At 40.4% G+C, this 17594-nt stretch carries 13 protein-coding genes and 2 riboswitches; of the genes, 2 read left to right on the top strand and 11 right to left on the bottom strand.

Features of this window, described 5'->3' with window-relative positions; all coding sequences use genetic code 11:
- The 4 genes from HP456_RS08955 to HP456_RS08940 form a co-directional block, all read right to left on the bottom strand.
- The coding region (locus HP456_RS08955) for a TadA family conjugal transfer-associated ATPase (protein WP_172250185.1) at nt 1-1230 on the bottom strand (1230 nt) is incomplete at its 3' end.
- A 31-nt stretch (nt 1231-1261) separates the two neighbouring features.
- The gene (locus HP456_RS08950) at nt 1262-2413 is read right to left on the bottom strand and encodes a CpaE/TadZ family protein (protein ID WP_172250183.1); all 1152 of its coding nucleotides are present in this window, start codon (nt 2411-2413) and stop codon (nt 1262-1264) included.
- Between the two features lie 28 nt (nt 2414-2441).
- Nucleotides 2442-3218: a Flp pilus assembly protein CpaB gene (cpaB, locus tag HP456_RS08945; RefSeq protein ID WP_172250181.1), complete on the bottom strand. Its 777-nt coding sequence runs from the start codon at nt 3216-3218 to the stop codon at nt 2442-2444.
- A 586-nt stretch (nt 3219-3804) separates the two neighbouring features.
- On the bottom strand, nt 3805-5007 hold the full coding sequence (locus HP456_RS08940; RefSeq protein WP_172250179.1) for an alanyl-tRNA editing protein: 1203 nt from the start codon (nt 5005-5007) through the stop codon (nt 3805-3807).
- A 133-nt stretch (nt 5008-5140) separates the two neighbouring features.
- Between HP456_RS08940 and mscL the strand changes: the two genes are divergently transcribed.
- Nucleotides 5141-5509, top strand: a complete 369-nt coding sequence (gene mscL, locus HP456_RS08935; protein WP_172250177.1) for a large conductance mechanosensitive channel protein MscL — start codon at nt 5141-5143, stop codon at nt 5507-5509.
- 483 nt (nt 5510-5992) lie between these two features.
- On the opposite strand, the gene HP456_RS08930 is transcribed toward mscL, so the two are convergent.
- The 3 genes from HP456_RS08930 to HP456_RS08920 all read right to left on the bottom strand — a co-directional run bounded on the left by HP456_RS08930 (nt 5993) and on the right by HP456_RS08920 (nt 9858).
- Nucleotides 5993-7690, bottom strand: coding sequence for a transglutaminase domain-containing protein (locus HP456_RS08930; protein WP_172250175.1), 1698 nt, complete (start codon nt 7688-7690; stop codon nt 5993-5995).
- Nucleotides 7691-7926: 236 nt separating this feature from the next.
- Nucleotides 7927-8406: an ABC transporter permease gene (locus HP456_RS08925; protein ID WP_172250173.1), complete on the bottom strand. Its 480-nt coding sequence runs from the start codon at nt 8404-8406 to the stop codon at nt 7927-7929.
- A gap of 207 nt (nt 8407-8613) precedes the next feature.
- Nucleotides 8614-9858: an MFS transporter gene (locus HP456_RS08920; RefSeq protein ID WP_172250171.1), complete on the bottom strand. Its 1245-nt coding sequence runs from the start codon at nt 9856-9858 to the stop codon at nt 8614-8616.
- A 164-nt stretch (nt 9859-10022) separates the two neighbouring features.
- Here HP456_RS08920 and HP456_RS08915 point away from each other — a divergent pair, with 164 nt between their 5' ends.
- Nucleotides 10023-10448, top strand: coding sequence for a MarR family winged helix-turn-helix transcriptional regulator (locus HP456_RS08915; RefSeq protein ID WP_172250169.1), 426 nt, complete (start codon nt 10023-10025; stop codon nt 10446-10448).
- 323 nt (nt 10449-10771) lie between these two features.
- Here the strand turns inward: HP456_RS08915 and metE are convergent, their stop codons facing one another.
- The 4 genes from metE to HP456_RS08895 form a co-directional block, all read right to left on the bottom strand.
- Nucleotides 10772-13063, bottom strand: coding sequence for a 5-methyltetrahydropteroyltriglutamate--homocysteine S-methyltransferase (gene metE, locus HP456_RS08910; RefSeq protein WP_172250167.1), 2292 nt, complete (start codon nt 13061-13063; stop codon nt 10772-10774).
- A 160-nt stretch (nt 13064-13223) separates the two neighbouring features.
- Nucleotides 13224-13418: riboswitch (cobalamin riboswitch) on the bottom strand.
- Nucleotides 13419-13523: 105 nt separating this feature from the next.
- Nucleotides 13524-13634, bottom strand: a riboswitch (SAM riboswitch).
- 455 nt (nt 13635-14089) lie between these two features.
- Complete coding sequence (locus HP456_RS08905; RefSeq protein ID WP_172250165.1) at nt 14090-15148, bottom strand: DNA sulfur modification protein DndB; 1059 nt, start codon at nt 15146-15148, stop codon at nt 14090-14092.
- Between the two features lies 1 nt (nt 15149).
- Entirely contained in the window at nt 15150-16220 is a 1071-nt protein-coding gene (locus HP456_RS08900; RefSeq protein ID WP_172250163.1) for a DNA sulfur modification protein DndB, read from the bottom strand.
- Between the two features lie 1284 nt (nt 16221-17504).
- On the bottom strand, nt 17505-17594 hold a 90-nt coding region (locus HP456_RS08895), incomplete at its 5' end, for an IS3 family transposase (protein ID WP_172250161.1).

Genomic DNA, 17594 nt, shown 5'->3' with positions numbered 1-17594 from the left:
ACCCAGACCTGTGCGTTCAAAGGTGAATATGTCTTGAACTTCAATTTGATTATGGTCATTTACAAACACTTCTGAGATATTCATGATTTTCCTGGTACCATCAGACAAACGTTCGGCCTGTACGATGAAATCAAGAGCACCGACAATATATTCCCTGATTATATGTGTAGGCAGGTCCATACCTGCCATGACGACCATACCTTCGACACGGCTTATGGCGTCTGATGGCGAATTGGCGTGGACAGTAGTAATCGACCCTTCATGCCCGGTATTCATTGCCTGCAGCATATCGAAAGCTTCCGATCCCCGGACCTCCCCGACGATAATTCGATCTGGACGCATTCGCAGGGCGTTCTTAACAAGTTGTCGTATAGAAACTTCCCCGGTTCCTTCCACATTCGCAGGGCGCGCCTCCAATCCGACAACACTTGAACGGTTCAACCTCAGCTCTGCAGAATCTTCAATCGTAATAACACGTTCTTTAACTGGTATAGATTTTGCCATCGCATTCAGAAGGGTGGTCTTCCCGCTTCCGGTACCGCCTGATACAAGGATGTTCATCTTTGCCTTAACGATTGATTCAAGGAAGAAAGCCATCTCATTGGTAAAGGTGTTATAGCTCATCAAATCTTCCATTTCAAACGGGGTTTTCTTAAATTTACGAATAGAGATAAGAGTTCCGTTTAAACTAATCGGGGGAATCACAGCATTTACACGGCTCCCATCCGGTAGACGTGCATCCACCATCGGAGAGCTTTCATCAATACGCCTCCCAAGCGGAGCAACAACTCGATCGATGATATGCCTTACATGTTCCTCATTTTTAAATGTGACATCTGACTTCTGCAGTTTACCTTTTTTCTCGATGAATACTTCGGAAGGTCCGTTAACCAGGATCTCCGTTATGGCCTCATCTTTTAATAGCGCTTCAAGAGGTCCAAAACCAACACTCTCGTCAATCAGTCTTGATAACATCGATTCTTTTTCATGACTTGGTATGACTACTTTTTCTTCTGCCATGAATTGGTTGATTAAACGCTCGATAGAAAGCCTTCGCTCCCCGGCATGCAGGCTCGTTAACTCTTCTAAATTTGTTTCTGTCAGTAACCTTGTTTTATAATGTTCGACCAATTCATCAATATATGGGTTTGAGGAGGAGCTTCTTCTTCCTTCATTGTACTCATATTCCTTATCTGCTTTTGGTTCCTGTTTTCTTTGAAAGAGTGACATCGTTCCACCTCCTTCTTTCTTTTCTCATTGTTTATTTCAGCATAGACGTGACCCATTTCTGGATATCTTTTGCTGGAGCGACCAATTTCTTCTCTTTTACTTCTTTCCTTAAAGGCTGTCCTTGGTTGACGGCTGCTTGAACCCCTTTGATATCTCTTCTTATTTCTGCAGTGACCGGTAAATCCACAAATCTTTCAAGATCTTTTTTAGTCAATTCGTTTTCTCTTCCGGTTAAGTTCACTACAAGTTCCATTTGTTCCAATGTCTGCGGCCCTAATCGCTTAAGAAGGTCTTCCACATGTTTGAGAACTCTGATTGCAGGTGTATCAAGGGTCATTACGTAGTACACCCTGTCTGCCTCTTCCAGCGCAGTGTACGTTTTTACATCCATCGCAGAAGGCAAATCAATTATGATAAAGTCGTAACACCTTTTACACGCCCTCAGAAGTCTTATCACAAAGTCTTCGTCAATTTTTTCAGCCATTTCAGCATCTCTCGGGCTGACCAGTACTTCTAACTTCGAGTGTGTTTCTGTCTCTGAGATATTCTTCAAGTGATGTTCATTAATTTCATTTATGACAGGAAGGAGATCGATTAATGAACGATTACTCTCGATTCCCAAATATGTCTCAGAACCGCCATATTGCAAGTTAAAGTCAATATGAATAACCTGGGCAGTGGACTCCAGTTTTAGTGTTTGGGCAAAAGCAGTGCTCAGCAGCGTCTTTCCAGAACCGCCTTTACCACTGTAAAAGGCAAAAATTTGTCCTTTTCCCCGTTTATAATTACCTGAGGATACAGCCGTTTCAGATTTCGTCTGAGTGTGTTGAAGAATATAACTGATTCGTTCTTTTATTGAAGATTCTTCATCCGGCACCAGGATGAAATCTTTCACCCCTTCACGGGTTGTTTCCCTTAACAACTCGAAATCCTGCTCTGTATGTACATAAACCGCAGCAGAATCAGGAAAGTCTTTACTGAGTTCTTTTATCTTTATGGTAACTGGTATGTTGGAGTCGCCCTGATAAAAGACTACAACACTTGGTTCATATTTTCTCAGCTCTGTTGACCAGGATTCTTCCGGTATATAAATCACTTCATATGAAGTGTTCAGCAGTTCAATTATGTTTTTGCTTAAATCGTTCTCTTCTCCAATGAGGAATATCTGATTTTCCTTACTCATAAGGTCCCTCCGTTATCTCTCTAACTGTCTATTCTTGTTTAGGTTTATCTTTCGGTTTAGCAGGCTGCTCATTTTTTGAGTCTTCTTTTTTCGGTTGGGCTTCCTTGGCATCCTGCTTCGGTTCTTCTTTCTTTTCCGGCTGAGGTTCAGCCTTTGTCTCTTCTGCTTTTTCTGCTTCGTCTTCCTGAGATGCTTCCTGTTTACCAACATTCGCTTTGATGATCCTGAGACTGTCTGCATAATTCTGCATGTGGATCAGTTCAGGTGCTTTTTCCATCGACACTTCCAGCTGGACCCCTTTGAAATCTTTGTCTTTTGCAACCCTTGCTACTTTCACATCTCTCATAAATACCGTTGTTTCTTCTTTATTATTAAAATGATGGGAAACGATGATATCTACACGATCCAGTGCTTCCAAGGGTTCATCAAAGAAGACACGTTCATTCTGCATCAATGTTATCAGTCTATTGTTCTCGTCCACTACTGAGGACGCCCGCTTTAATATGTTTGTGGTAATCATGTCTCCTGTCGCCAATGGAACAACCGATACTTTATTGACTAGTTCATCAACATCCGTAACATGATAGTCCTTCAGAAATTTTTTAGGGATTTCCTCTGTTTTGACATTGTCAGGCGTGATAAGGCTGCGTGATGCAATCTCTTTATCAGCTACGAATATTTTAACGCTGGTTCCTAAGTTCGTATTAAGGGCCTGAACTTTTTTCAATACTAAAAAACCCGCCGTTACAGCTAACAAAATGGATAAAACAATAAAAATAATAGCTTTTCTCTTCGATTCAAGCATTCACGATGTTCCTTTCTTTCTATAGATAACGGTTAATAGAGTATTTAAATGACGCAAATTCTGGAAGCAGCTCTCCTCCCTCATGTTGTATTTACGAGTAAGAACATGTTTCGATGTCAATTCCATCCATAAATGATACATTTGTATCATTATTGAATATTTTGGAAGTAATTCAACTCTTATTTACCACCAATTTCACGTTTAGAAACATGATTGTTATATTTTCTTCATAATTTTTTCCTATATATTAATTATCACCGGATGCTACTAACGTCAATGACTGTTGGAGTTTGTCGAATTCTGTCTGATTCTAAAGAACTATACACGGCGTTTTCATCGTTTAAAAAAGAGGTATAAAGTTGCAAGTCAATAGTTCCTATGTAAATAAATCAATAATGGAAACTGTTTTAAACATGGTAAGTTTTAGGTTAATTATTACAAATGTTAAATTTAGTAGGTATTTGTAATTATTTGTGAGCAGGAATTGGAATAAATACCCCGTGTCATATCGAAAGCTCCCCATTTGATGAACGGAGAGCTCTCGGTATTTTATAGAAGTCTGATTATTTTTTATTGTTCTGCAGTTTTATAGAAGGAGTTTTTCGATGTGCCCGATTAAATCTTCCGGGGAAAGGACTGCTTCTCCCCCTCCCTGGATGAAGTCTTCTTTGCCGCCGCCTTTTCCATCGATTTTCGAGAAGATTCCGGGTGCAATTTCTTTCAAATTGAGATCCGGCATTTTACCTTTTGCTCCAACCAGTTGAAGTTTCGTTGCGTTTTGGGCGACGAAAAAGACAACCGCATCTTCTTTTTCAGTTATGATTAGGCGTGCAAGAGTTTGAAGTTCTTTGATCGGTCGGTTTTGATAGGCCTTTGATATGAAGGCCGAATCTTCTCCTGCAGGTTTGGCTTCTTTTATCAGTGCATCCGCTTCGTATTCTAAGAGCTGGTGATTGGTTTCTTCCAGCTGTTTGTCCTGGAATTTCATTCTTTCAATCAGCTGCTGAGCGGCATCTGCCATCTTGTCTTGCGGTGCCTGCAAAATTGCCGTCAGTTCTTTTATCACCTTGTTCTTCTGATGGAGCTGCTCAAGCACCCTTCTGCCGCACACAAATTGGAGTCTGATATGGCTTTTATGCTTTTCCCAATCAAGGATTTTGATTGCGCCGACTTCCGACGTAGAGTGGGGATGCGTTCCCCCGCAACCGTTGTAATCAAAGTCCGGGATGATGACCAGGCGGATATCTTCGGAAACGGATGGCTGCTTGCGGAGTGGATAGTCTGCTGCTTCATGGGCTGTCATCCATTTCGTTTGAATCTGCCTCGCTTCCCCTATGATTATATTGGCGAGGGTCTCTGCCTTCACAGCTTCTTCTTCCGTTATCTTTTTTACAGCCAGGTCGATCGTCAGGATTTCTTTTCCCAGGTGAAAGCTGATCGTTTCATATCCGCAGGTTTCTGCAAATGCAGCTGAAAGGATATGCTGACCTGCATGCTGCTGCATGTGGTCAAAGCGCCTGTTCCAGCTGATTTCTCCCTTAATGCTGCCAGTGGTATCTTCCATTTTGCTTTCAATATAGTGACGGATTTCTCCGTTTACTTCTTCTACGTTCGTGACTGGAACCCCATTAAGTGTACCTTCATCACACGGCTGTCCGCCGCCTGTTGGATAGAACGCAGTTTGATCGAGCAAAACAAACCAGCAGCCGTCGTTATCCTGACGCTGTTCATTGATTACCGTTTCAAATGTTTTGATGTAAGCATCTTCATAATATAGCTTTCTGGTCATAGATATCCCATACCTCCCCTATTTTCTTCTACTTTATCATACATCTGCTGTTTCACGGTCTTGTGACCCCCTTATTAGGGCAAGATAGGATTACTCGAGTACCGCTAGTCTTTTAAAGAAGGAGGTGTCCTCTATGTTGAACGAATTTAAGAAGTTTGCCCTTAAAGGAAATGTGATCGATTTAGCAGTCGCAGTGGTCATAGCTGCTGCATTCGGGAAGATCGTATCCGCATTAGTAGACTACATCATTATGCCGCTGACAGGGACCATTCTTGGAGGCATCAGTTTTGAACATTTAACGGCAGCCGTTGGGGATGCAGTGATCGAATATGGATTATTCATTCAATCGATTGTTGATTTCTTTATCATCGCCTTATCCCTCTTCGTGTTCATCCAGGCTTTCAATCGGTTAAAACGGAAAGAAGAAATTGCTGAAAAAGCCCCCGTGGTTGATCCGAAAATTGAGCTTTTGACGGAGATCCGTGATTTATTGAAGAAATAAAGATAGAGGCGAGACAAAACTACAATTCATACTCTTAAGACGAGCAGTGTCAGGTACCAACATATTTTAGTCTCCAAACACCGTTTTTGATTTCCGTGCAAGACTTCACTTTCCGCGGGCAGCCGGTGAGCCTCATCGTCTCGATGCTCCTGCGGGTTAGAAATGCGGAGGCGACAAGCATAAGGCGAGCAGCTCTTTGCCTTTTTGGCTTGCATGACTTATGACCTCGAGTCCCAAGCCGCCGGAGCGGGACAAGTCTAACCTGTCCCGCTTTTCCTCAGGGAGTCTGCGTCTTGCACTCCAATCAACCGCTGGAACAAGCTAATATGATTAACATTCTTTAAAAGAACCTATTAAAAAATCCGAACTAATTCGAATTCTAATCAAAGAATTTGAAATAAAGTTCGGATTTTTTTTCGGCTAAAACACATTTGTCCGAGCCTCTTTCTTTATTCCATTACCCAGAATTTATTCATATCAGGATCAGTATGATACTCCCGTGCGGGTATGTGTTTTTTTAAATTCGGCCTGATCCGGGTCAAAATATTTCTCGTTGAAATCTGCTACAAATTTGTCCTCTTTAATATAGCCTGAACCCCATGTGGGATCCATCGTCAACCAGTCGCCGTCCACGTTCGCTTCGACCCAGGCATGCCTTTGCGGCCACAAGCCTCCGCTTGCCATCCCTTCTACAAATCGTGCTTCGATGCCGCTCGCTCTCAAGAGTGCAATCGCAAGGTAAGCATAGTCCTGACAGACTCCCGTTTTCTCATCAAGTGTCTTCAATGCACTATCATCCCACTCGAATTCTTCGTTTTCCAGCTTCTCCACATCATAAGTAACATTTTTGGCAGTGTAATCGTAGATTGCTTTCACTTTATCGCGATCGGTCTTCTTACCTTCTGTCAGCTTTTGTGCCAGCTCCTCAATCTTTGGATCGTCGGATTCTACCCCTCTTGAAGGAAGGAGATCCCGTTTATCCCGGCCTGTTGACTCCACTTCGAACTTGGCAAATCCGTAGAACCTGAAAGAATCGCTGTTTTCTTCTTTGATTTCCGGTACGCTTAATGTCACTTCATACGTACCGGGACCAAAGCGGAGATAGAAAGAATCCTCGAAAGTGAAGTCTTCAACAGGAATGACGTCGAGTGCTTCATCCTCTCCTTTTTTCGTGGTGATATAGATATGATCGGTTTCTGGTCCGAACTCCGCCTTAGGGTCGATGCTGCCTTTTACCGTATACAAACCCTCTGATTCATCTCCGCCATATTGAGGGGATTCCAATGTGACTCCTCGCTCCATATACGTGTCTGAGTACTCAATCGGACTCATCGTTCGGGTGGACTCGTTATCTATCAATATAGTCGTTGCAGTCTGATAATAATTCTCGCGCTCCTCATCAGGGACGAGCACTTCAAGTTCATGAACGCCTTTCCCATAAAATAAAGGGACGTCATAAGAGAATGTTCCATCTTTTACCGGGATGACATGAGTCCACGTATCAGAATCTTTTCTTAACTTCAGCATGATGGTATCATCATCTGTCAGCTGACCTGCTTCACCTTTAAACGCAAACACCTCATTTCCCTTCGTAAAACTTGAATCAAGGCTTACATTCAGGTCGGCATCACGGCCGAAAGGAGTGTAGGTCACATCCCGCTTCACCTCAGGATTCACATTGTGAACGGTAAAAGATGCCGTATCATAAAAGTAATTCTCCCGGTCCTTACTCGGCAGCTGGACTTTTACACTGTATTCTCCTTCGCCATTGAAGAAATGAATCACCTGCTTAAACTTCCCACCCTCAATCGGGGTGTAGTATTCAAGCTGATCACCAGCCAGACCTTCCTCCTTTGAGCGCACTTTAATCCAGGCATAGTCTGACTTCAAACCGCTGTGCTTTTCAATCTCGCCTTCCACAACGACTTTTCCGTTAGCGGCAAATTCTTTATGTTCTGGCCCTGAAAGCGTCACACCGATTTCTTCACTATATGAAGTCAGTTCAATCGGTTCAAGCTCCAATTCTTCATTTTTTTCATTCACGAGCTTTTCATATTGATCTTCTTCCTTCGCTTCTTCTTTTCCGGCTTGCGTTTCAGCCGAATTGCTGCAAGCGGAAAGAAGCATAAAACTTGCTATAATACACAACAGCACCAACACCAGCGGATTTCTATATTTCATGACATTCTCCTCCAGGGTTCTTTTGAATTTTGCATCCCATATATGTACGGTTCAGACAAATTTTGGTTCCTGATGCTTTTTTCCCATTCTGATTATTATTATAAACCTATACAAGATGAATTTTCTGGAAAAATTATTACCTGAGCGTGCTTTTGATTCAGGAGTTCAAATCCCCCTTATAAATGAAGAGCTTATCGGGTAAGCTCTTCAATATAAATTTACCATGGAGGCACGCTTTAGTTTATACGTTCCAGAATCGATGCTGCAAAAGCCGTAACGTTAAAACCAGGATCGGATATTGCGGTAACTCCCGGTATGGAGCTTTCCATATAAATTTCAACTTCATCACCGGCATTAAGCTTCAATATGGCTGTCACCTGCACTGCATTTGTGAATGGGACTCCCGTTCCCCAGAAGTCATTATCTGCCGCTTCAAACGGATTGCCGTTTATTCTTATTTCCACTCTTGTCCGGTAATTCTCTTCGAAGCTGTCAGGTATGAACCCCACGGTTCCGGTCACTAAATAAATCCCTTTCTTCCGGGGGATGAAAATTGAGTCACAGCGGTCATATTCACGTCCGAGGTCAAACTCTTCCTCTTTGAAGAATAACTTCACAGAAGTATCTGCCGGCACAACCTGACTTTCAGTGGAAACTGCCCTGAAAGCAGATCCTTTTTTCACCTTTCGTTTACCCTTTTTATAGCGCTCTGTCATACTATTCACCTCCCTTCCAGTAAATGAAATGACTCTATTAAATAGAACCATTCTATCTATCCTATGTGAGCTGAAAATAATAGATAAGATGTTTGTCCCGATGACATGTTAATTGGATGAAGGGTCCGCAAGAAGGCACGAAAAAGGTCTCCCACCTTTGAAAGATGAGAGACCTTTTTTCTGAGACGATGCACCCTTTTTAATTTTCTAATGTCCTGCTCCTGCATGATCGACATGCTTTAAGTGCTCCTTGTTCATCATGATGAAGATGACAGATAGAAGGACAAATCCCGCTCCAACTATAAACGGCAGGCTTGGGTTATAGATCTCAGCTAGCTTCCCCGCAGTGAAGGGAGCAATCGCCCCTCCTAAAAACCGGAGAAAGCTGTACGCTGCCGAGGCTGTCGAACGTTCGACAGGAGCCGCGTTCATGACGGCAGTGGTAATCAGTGTATTATTGTTTCCCAGGAATGCACCCGCCAGGATCACGGCTGCAATGACCACCCATTGTGTAGATGTCCAGATGCCCATCGCCAGCAGCAGCAGGGCAAACAGGGTGAGCATGGCACACATCGACTTGATCGTCCCGAACCATTGCTGCAGCTTTGGCGCCATGAATACAGAAGTGACGGCAAGCAGTACGCCCCAGCCAAGGAATACATATCCAAGTCCGTGCTCATCAAGCCCCATCACAAAAGGAGCATAAGCAAGCAGCGTAAAGAAACCAAAATTGTATAGCGCAGCAGCAACACCAAACACGAATAATGAACGATGTTTCAACGCACGAAAAGGATCGGCCAATGTTGTTTGCTTCTCTACCCTTGTCGGCTTCTCTGCTTTCGGCATGAAAATGGTCAGTCCGATAAAGGCAATGACCATAAGTGTCGCAACTCCAAGAAATGGACCTCTCCATGACATGGCACCGAGCCAGCCGCCAAGCAGCGGACCTACGGAAATCCCAAGACCGATCGCCGCTTCATAAAGTATGATCGCTTTGGCCGCACCGCTGTTTGAAAGTGACACGATGGCCGCTAAAGCAGTCGCAACGAACAACGCATTGCCCAGACCCCAGCCGCCCCGAAGTCCGACGAGTGTCCAAATATCATTGGATAACCCGCCAAGTGCTGAAAACAGGGCAATGATGACGATACCCAAAAGAAGTGTGCCTTTCACCCCGATTCTTGAGGAAAGCATTCCTGTAATGAGCATCGCAACGGCCATCACGGCATTATAGCTTGTGAAAAGCAGTGTTACCTGACTTTGCGAAGCATCCAGCTGACTCGCGATTGCCGGCAGGATCGGATCTACCAATCCAAGGCCCATAAACGCGATGATACAGGCAAAAAAAACAGCCCAGACCGCTTTCGGCTGTGCCAGGATTCCTTTTTTCTCTACATCGGCCGGGTCCATTGCAGGCGGTGATGAAGGGACGGATGGTTGAATAGATGACATACGTATTCTCCTTTTCTTCATAATATATTTAAACTTTTCTAAACTAGTTGTATGATGAAAGTTTATAATTGTATTATACAACTATTTTCCGCTTCGTCAATAACCTCTGATATTTTTATATGGTATCATAGAAGATATACTTGTTATTATTGCGGGGTTATCGTATGAATGAAAACCATTTAGAAATGATTGAATTGGAGCTCGCCATCCTCATCCGCAGGGCAACCAATCTCTCTTCCCATAAAAAACTGGGCAGCCTCGATCGCTCTGCCTATTTATTGCTGCGACGAATCGCCAATAAAGGAGCAGCAGGCGTGAAGCTGCTGGCAGAAGAATTCATGCTCGACATTTCCACGATCAGCAGACAGGCAGCCGCTCTTGAACAGAAAGGCTACTTGTACCGTATACCTGACCCTTTAGATGGAAGGTCATATAAATTGGACATCACAGAAAAGGGGATAACTATTTTTAAAGAACACAAGCAGGCTCGTTTGGAGCGGTTATCGGAGATCATCGAGGAATGGCCGGACGAAGAACGGGAAGTTTTCGGGAAGTTGTTGAAGAAGTTTAATGAGTCGTTGATATTGTGAAGGATTTGGGGAGCTTGGGAGGCTCCCTTTTTATTTGAAGAGAGCAGTTCCGGCCTTTCATCAATATATTGGTGAATACGTTATGAGGGGGAGAACCTGGTTGATCATAGCACAGGTCTGGCTTTTCCGGATCCCTCCCCAATAAGGAAAAACGCAACCAATAAGCGACCAACTCTTCCGTCATAAAAAGTACTCCCATCGTACAATACCGATGGGAGTTTTTCACTAAACCCGATTTTCACAAAATAGTGTTAGTGCTTTAACGTATCAAGAATCCCCGTACTTTTATTACATCCATCCTTTACCAGACTTCCTTTTGCTCCTTATTTTACGAGAAGCTCTTCTCTCGTTTGTTCTGCCGCTTTCACCATCACCTGAAGTGCTGCAACAGTTTCCTCTATACCCCTGGTTTTTAAGCCGCAATCGGGATTAATCCAGAACAGTTTCGGATCAAGTACTTGAAGCGCACGATGAATGTTTCTGGTCAACTCTTCAAGTAATGGTACCCGCGGGCTATGAATATCGTATACCCCAAGTCCGATTCCCTTATCATACGTATTATCCTCAAAGGCATGAATTAATTCACCGTGGCTTCTTGAAGTTTCAATGGAAATAACATCCGCATCGAGTGCTTTAATTGCATGAATAATATTTTTAAAGTCTGAATAACACATATGGGTATGGATTTGGGTCTCATTTTGAACAGAGGATGTCGCCAATTTAAACGTATAAACGGCGGCATCCAGATAGCCTGCCCATTTTTCACGTTTTAACGGCAGCCCTTCCCGAATGGCGGGCTCATCCACTTGAATCATGCGGATTCCATTTTCCTCTAGTGCTTCAACCTCTTTTCGAAGTGAAAGCGCAATTTGATTCGCCACCTCGTAACGTGAGATATCATTACGGACAAATGACCAATTTAAAATCGTAGTCGGCCCTGTCAACATTCCTTTTACCGGTTTGTTTGTTAACGATTGGGCATATACAGTTTCTGAAACTGTCATTGGTTTCTTAAAAGCGACATCACCATAAATCAGCGGAGGCTTCACACATCTGGAACCATATGACTGAACCCAGCCGTATTTTGTAAATTGAAAGCCGGCTAGTTTCTCTCCAAAATATTCAACCATATCTGTTCGTTCAAATTCCCCATGTACAAACACGTCCAAACCAAGATCTTCTTGAATATTGGTCCACTTTTTTATTTCTGCTTTAATATAGCCTTCATATTCACTGTCAGTTAATTCGCCCTTCCGCCATTTTAACCGCTGTTTTCTTACTTCTTTCGTTTGCGGGAAGCTGCCAATAGTTGTCGTAGGCAGCAGTGGTAATTGAAAAGCCTGTTCTTGAAGTCCTCTGCGTACTGTAAATGGCGCTTTCCGCTCTGCTTGATCCTTCTGTAAGCTGCGAATCGCTTCTCGAACTTGCGTATTATTTCGAATCGATGATTGATTTAATTTATGAATTGCTTCTGTGCTTTCATCGATTTCTTTTTGTATCACCCGTTTTCCATAGTTCATGCCATTTGTAAGTATGCTGATTTCATCTAATTTTTCATCCGCAAATGCCAGTGCATTTTTTAGAATATCATCGAGCAACTCTTCATTTTTAACTGTCACAGGAACATGCAAAAGGCTTGATGATGGCTGAACAATTAGTCTTGTTTTTGAAACAACCTCTTCAATCTCGCTTAGAAGGGAAAATGTTCCTTCTAGATCCGCACGCCAAATGTTTCGTCCGTCAATGACTCCAGCTGCAAGTTCCTTATCCTTAGGAAAACCATACTTTTTCAACGCAGCAAGATTCTGACCGTTATCATGGACAAAATCAAGACCAATCCCCTGAACAGGAAGTGAGACGACCTCTTCGTAATGCTCAATACTGTCAAAATAAGTTTGCACCATCACCTTAACGTTTGGCGCTGCATCCTTTAATGCCTGATAGACTTCGTTAACTAAAGAAAGCTCATCACTTAGAATAGAAGTGACTAAGATTGGTTCATCTATTTGAACCCATTCCGCTCCCTCTGCCTCCAGTTCACGTAAAATTTCAGCATAAAGAGGGACAAATTGCTCGACAACTGATTTAAAGTCTTTTTTGTCGTATCCTTTTGATAACTTTACAAATGTAATCGGCCCTAAAATAACTGGTTTCCCATGAATACCAAGCTTTTGCTTCGCCTCTTGAAAAAATTGAAGCGGTCGATTCTCAACAAGAGCAGGGGTTGTTTCATTGAGCTCTGGAACGATATAGTGGTAGTTTGTGTTAAACCACTTTGTCATTTCAGCAGCAACCGCCTCTTTCGTTCCCCGAGCGATATCAAAATAGGTTTCAAGCGACACCTTCCCGCCGCTGTATTTAAAACGCTTTGGTACTAAACCGAACATAACAGCCGTATCCAGGACATGATCATATAAACTAAAGTCCCCGACAGGAATCAAATCAATTCCGTGCTCCTTTTGCTTCTTAAGATGCTGCAGGCGAACCTCTTCTATTCGCTTCAAGAATGTCTCCCTTTCTAACTTTCCTGTCCAAAACTGTTCCAAGGCTTTTTTCCATTCACGTTTTTCCCCGATTCTTGGGTATCCTACATTCGAACTTATCACGTTTTCCATATAGGTTTCCTCTCCTTTTTCAATCAAATCTTAGTTTCAAACATAAAAAATCTCCCTTTTCCAAAGTAGAAAAGAGAGATTGATACGTATAATTAACTAGAGTCCGAGCCTTCTGGTGTACTCAACACGTATGTCTCACCTCCTCTATATCCCCGTAGAGTACTAGCGCATACAACAGGCAGGTTTCCTGACTTAGGTTCATTGCTTCTTATCCCTTCCCATTTCCCTAAGAAACAGTGGCTAATCGATAAGTTGCTCCCCATTACAGTGGCGGGACCGTGCCGGCTTTCCACCGGACTTCCCTTTTAAGCCGCGTAGAAGATCTCTACACAGCACCTGAAGCTTTTGATATGAAGTTTAATAAAAACAAATTTGGAACTGAACTAATATTTTTTCTTTTTATAACATAAACAGCCCCTCTAGTAGAACATAGAGAGGCTGGCGAATCCTTTTTTCATCCCTCTCATTTCCCAAAGCAATAAGCCTTGCTGGAATTAGCACCTTTTTAACTCAGTTGTTAAATGGTTGCCGGGCTTCATAGGGCCAGTCCCTCCGCCTCTCTTCATAAGAGTATTAAAATTTTTAATGTTTTGAATTTAAATGCAATGGTAGCATTTTGAACCGGGGTTGTCAAAGATTATTAATGTAGTACAAAGTTCCATACCAAAATAAAATCCTCTCAGAAGCTCAGAGTGCTTTGAGGGAGGTAACAAAAATAAGGTGTTTGTTTCTTCGAATGACAAGCAGTATGTCATTTTGGGATGTACAAAGGCCTAGAACCTTTTCACAGTAAGGTTTTGGGAGATATTCAAACATGCCGCCCTTATTTCCACCATTTTGTACCATGTTTAACGTTAGGCGACACATTGTACTAATCCGCATTATCAAGCATTTTCTGATGATTTGTGATGTAATATATTTATTATATTTAATGGAGTAACATAAAGATTTGTTATCTTTTTGTTACTCCATTATAATTAATATCTTAACATGGATATTTAACAAATATTCAATGTTGTATAGAAATTAAGAATTAATTTCTTTTTTTATTACATCAAATAAATAATTGGATTTATATTCCTCAATAGTTAAATATTCATAAGCAGTATTTTTTCTAGTCGTTATTAAGAATTTCTTCCACATAGGATTAGTTACTTCCCAACTAAAATGAGACAATACTTCAATATCCTCTTCCCAATTAGTTATCCATTCAATTTTTGTTTCATTTGTAATTATTGCATTATTAATATAGTATCCAAGAGCTTGCTGTGTTGCATAATGTCCCAGTATATTTTTCAAAACATTTCCAGGATGAGGTGGCAAATTACTAAAGAGCTCTGTAAATAACTTATCTAGAAAAACGATAATATCGTCATATTGTTGTGCTAAGTTTGCAGTGTCCTTCCTGTTTGGACTCTTTTTACCGAAAAGTATTAAGCTAATGAATTCCTTAAGTCGAGGACTAGTTGAAAAATAATCATTCCCCGGTCGTGCTAATCTATTTTTATTAAATTCAATTTTAGCTGTTTGAAGCGCATCACAAACCTCATAAAGCTCAGTAACTAGTACATTTAGAACATCTCTTGTATCAAATTTTGTAATTAGTGACATTGAAACTTTTTTAACATTTGAATTGATATCAGCAAACAAGTTCTTTTCATCTTCAATTTGTAGTCCAAAGTATATTTGAACTGTAAGGAATGAATTTAACATTTTTTCCTTTTTATTAATATCATTTGTATTTTCTAAAAGTCGTTCCATTGCTTTTATACGATGTTGACCGTCGATTACAATTAGCTTTTTTTCAAGTGGCAACTCTAACTCAAAATCCTTACTGTAATAATTAACTGGATTACCTCTAAACGAGAAAACCAATGCTGGAAAGAATATCCCTAACTCATTATCTTGATTCTCAAGGTACTTAACAATTTTCGGGATTCTCCCGTATGATACATCCCTGTTAATATTTTTATCAATTTTATAAAGCTCTAGAATATCTCTTACCTTCATTTGAGATGATAGCATCCCTTTTTCTTTGTTTCCATTTATAATATCTATAGTTCCAAATATACTGACGGTTGACATTTTATTGCCCCCTCGAATTACGATAAAAGGTTAATAAAAACTCCGACATGTTAACTGTCGACTTCCCTCTAGCACCAAATTTATATTTCTTTGTTTGAGAATTGTAATTAGTAGCTAATCGATCAAAATCTTTATTTTTGTGGGACCAGCTAATTTTTCCGACTACATTTTCAAATAAACTTTCCATCGTTACATCTGGATATTCCTTAAATGCTGAATTGACAAACTTAGCTATTCCAAGTATTACATTAGGATAAAAAATCACATATTTATCTCTATCTAAAGCCTCGATTGGGGCATGCTTTCTAAGTAGAGTAAGAAATTTTTCTGTTTTTAATTTATATTGATTATAGTTTTTTTGGCTTATGGTTTTACGAGAACTTTTATTAAATCCTCCATCGTTTAAAGCTAATGCTACTAGATATAACGTAGCCGCTGTAAGCAGTTTTGATCGTGTTGCCTTTAATCTAATCTCAAAAAGATCCTCAGGTATAGTTGGATGATTATAGACTATTTCTTTAACTAGCTGCCCATAAAGATCATTTTCTTTATACATTATTAAAAGAGTATTATTAACTGGTGATGAGTTAGAGTTTATATCTGTGAAAAGCTGACGTTCTTTTTCGATAGGTAAATCAACAAAAACCTGAATAGTAAGAGGAAAATCATTTACCTTTTCCAAGTTCAACGAATCTTTTTGTGATTGAAGCTGTCTTTTTAGAATTTCAAACGCCTTTATACGGTGTTGGCCATCTAAAATTACTAACTTCTCCCCAAATTGCAATTTATATTGTAATTTATCTTTATCATAAGTTCCTTGTCCTCTAGCTGAAAATATAAGAGGTGGAAAATAAATATCATTGCCTTCTAATCCATATTGAATATATTTTTTTATACTTGAAATTTTATTTTCATCGGCTTCTCTTTGGACTTCTTGATCTATTTCTAAGAACTTTAAAACCTCATTTACTGTACATTGAATAGAGATTACCTTGTGGTTAAATTGTTTTCCACAAACACCCTTTAATGTAATAAAATTACCGCTCTTCCTTGAAATTTTTGTCAAATCCACCCCAAACTCCCCCTTCTCTCTAGGCTCTGTATTGATTATATACGATATCGATTCGAAATTGTTTAATTTTTCATGAAAAATTAAACTTTTTTCCTATTTTATACCTTTATTTATTGCTCTAATGTTTCAATTACGTTTTTCATTGATTTTATTATGTAAATTATCCTAGCTATTACTTCACGTATTTCTTTAAATAAATGCGAGTTATTGCTTAATGTAATAATTTAATTAGCTTTATTAATTATTTTTAATTAAAATGGTTTACTTTTTATTATTATAGGTTTCGGAATCAAATACTACCTCGATAGCTTTTTCCATTTTTTACAATCTACTCACTTTGCCTCTTTTGTAGCCTCATAATCGGCCATTCATTTCATGTTAATGCGCACGTTCCCTGCCTCCCTTTTAACCGTTTTAATCCTTTTTTTAAAAATATGACTTGTGTAGATTCTGGCCGATTGTTTCTCTCATTCCATAAAAGCATTAACTCATAAACTATAGGAGCGATAAATCAAGCCTTAGCAAGTGCCCGACAAGGGATGCAGTTGACATATCCCGCTCCCCTTCACTAACGCTCTGAATGATCTTTATCCAATAACTTTCTGGCTTCTTTACAGGCATTACCCTGCTCGACAACTATTTGTAATAACCACTCCGGCAAATTAGGTAATGGTGTTTCAAGAATCCTATTGGATAATTCCCATTCGTATCTTTCCCACATGTTTGTATGGAGCAGCTAATGCTATAGACCCTCCGTCAGCTCAAACATCTAGTTCAGTTAGTATATTAGCTCGGAACCCGCCCTGGATTTTTAAAAAATATATGACGTCCCCCCTTTTAATCCCTCTATGTGTCCGGAAGTGGTCGATACTGATTTGTTAGCGTTAGATCAGGCTGGTGTAAGTCTCCCCCAAATAATGGAGCGATTAGGTCACAAGGATAAAAACACGACGAAAAATGTATACTTGCATGTTACAAACGAAATGAAAAAAGAGGCTTTCCAAAAGTTCAAAGAACTAATGGAAAACCTCTAATTTTGAGTCTTATTAGGTTTTGTATTAACGTTCGGACAATTTATAATTGAAAACATCTTATTGCTTGTTCTTTTCCATATAACGCCCTTCCATATCTTTTTACCTGGATTATAAGTTGGCAAGAGGATATATTTGACTAGTGTAAATAAGAATACTAGGTTTTATTTTGATGCACCGTAAATATTAAGTCTCAAAAGAAGGCCATAAGTTGATTAAAGTGTACCCTTTGTAAAGGACATTTTAAAAAAGCCTAAGCTACTTCTAAAAGATGATCTCTGTATTGAACAGGGGTCATCTTTTTTCGATTCCATTGATATCTATGGTGGTTATAGTAAGTAAT

Origin of the sequence: Bacillus haikouensis (assembly GCF_013179555.1) — a bacterium.
Lineage (GTDB): Bacteria > Bacillota > Bacilli > Bacillales > Bacillaceae_B > Rossellomorea > Rossellomorea haikouensis_A.
This window is presented reverse-complemented; position numbering and strand designations above follow the sequence as displayed.

Coding starts and splice junctions, on each gene's coding strand:
- HP456_RS08950 (WP_172250183.1), bottom strand. CDS start 2,413: ATGAGTAAGGAAAATCAGATATTCCTCATTGGAGAAGAGAACGATTTA.
- cpaB (WP_172250181.1), bottom strand. CDS start 3,218: ATGCTTGAATCGAAGAGAAAAGCTATTATTTTTATTGTTTTATCCATT.
- HP456_RS08940 (WP_172250179.1), bottom strand. CDS start 5,007: ATGACCAGAAAGCTATATTATGAAGATGCTTACATCAAAACATTTGAA.
- mscL (WP_172250177.1), top strand. CDS start 5,141: ATGTTGAACGAATTTAAGAAGTTTGCCCTTAAAGGAAATGTGATCGAT.
- HP456_RS08930 (WP_172250175.1), bottom strand. CDS start 7,690: ATGAAATATAGAAATCCGCTGGTGTTGGTGCTGTTGTGTATTATAGCA.
- HP456_RS08925 (WP_172250173.1), bottom strand. CDS start 8,406: ATGACAGAGCGCTATAAAAAGGGTAAACGAAAGGTGAAAAAAGGATCT.
- HP456_RS08920 (WP_172250171.1), bottom strand. CDS start 9,858: ATGTCATCTATTCAACCATCCGTCCCTTCATCACCGCCTGCAATGGAC.
- HP456_RS08915 (WP_172250169.1), top strand. CDS start 10,023: ATGAATGAAAACCATTTAGAAATGATTGAATTGGAGCTCGCCATCCTC.
- metE (WP_172250167.1), bottom strand. CDS start 13,063: ATGGAAAACGTGATAAGTTCGAATGTAGGATACCCAAGAATCGGGGAA.
- HP456_RS08905 (WP_172250165.1), bottom strand. CDS start 15,148: ATGTCAACCGTCAGTATATTTGGAACTATAGATATTATAAATGGAAAC.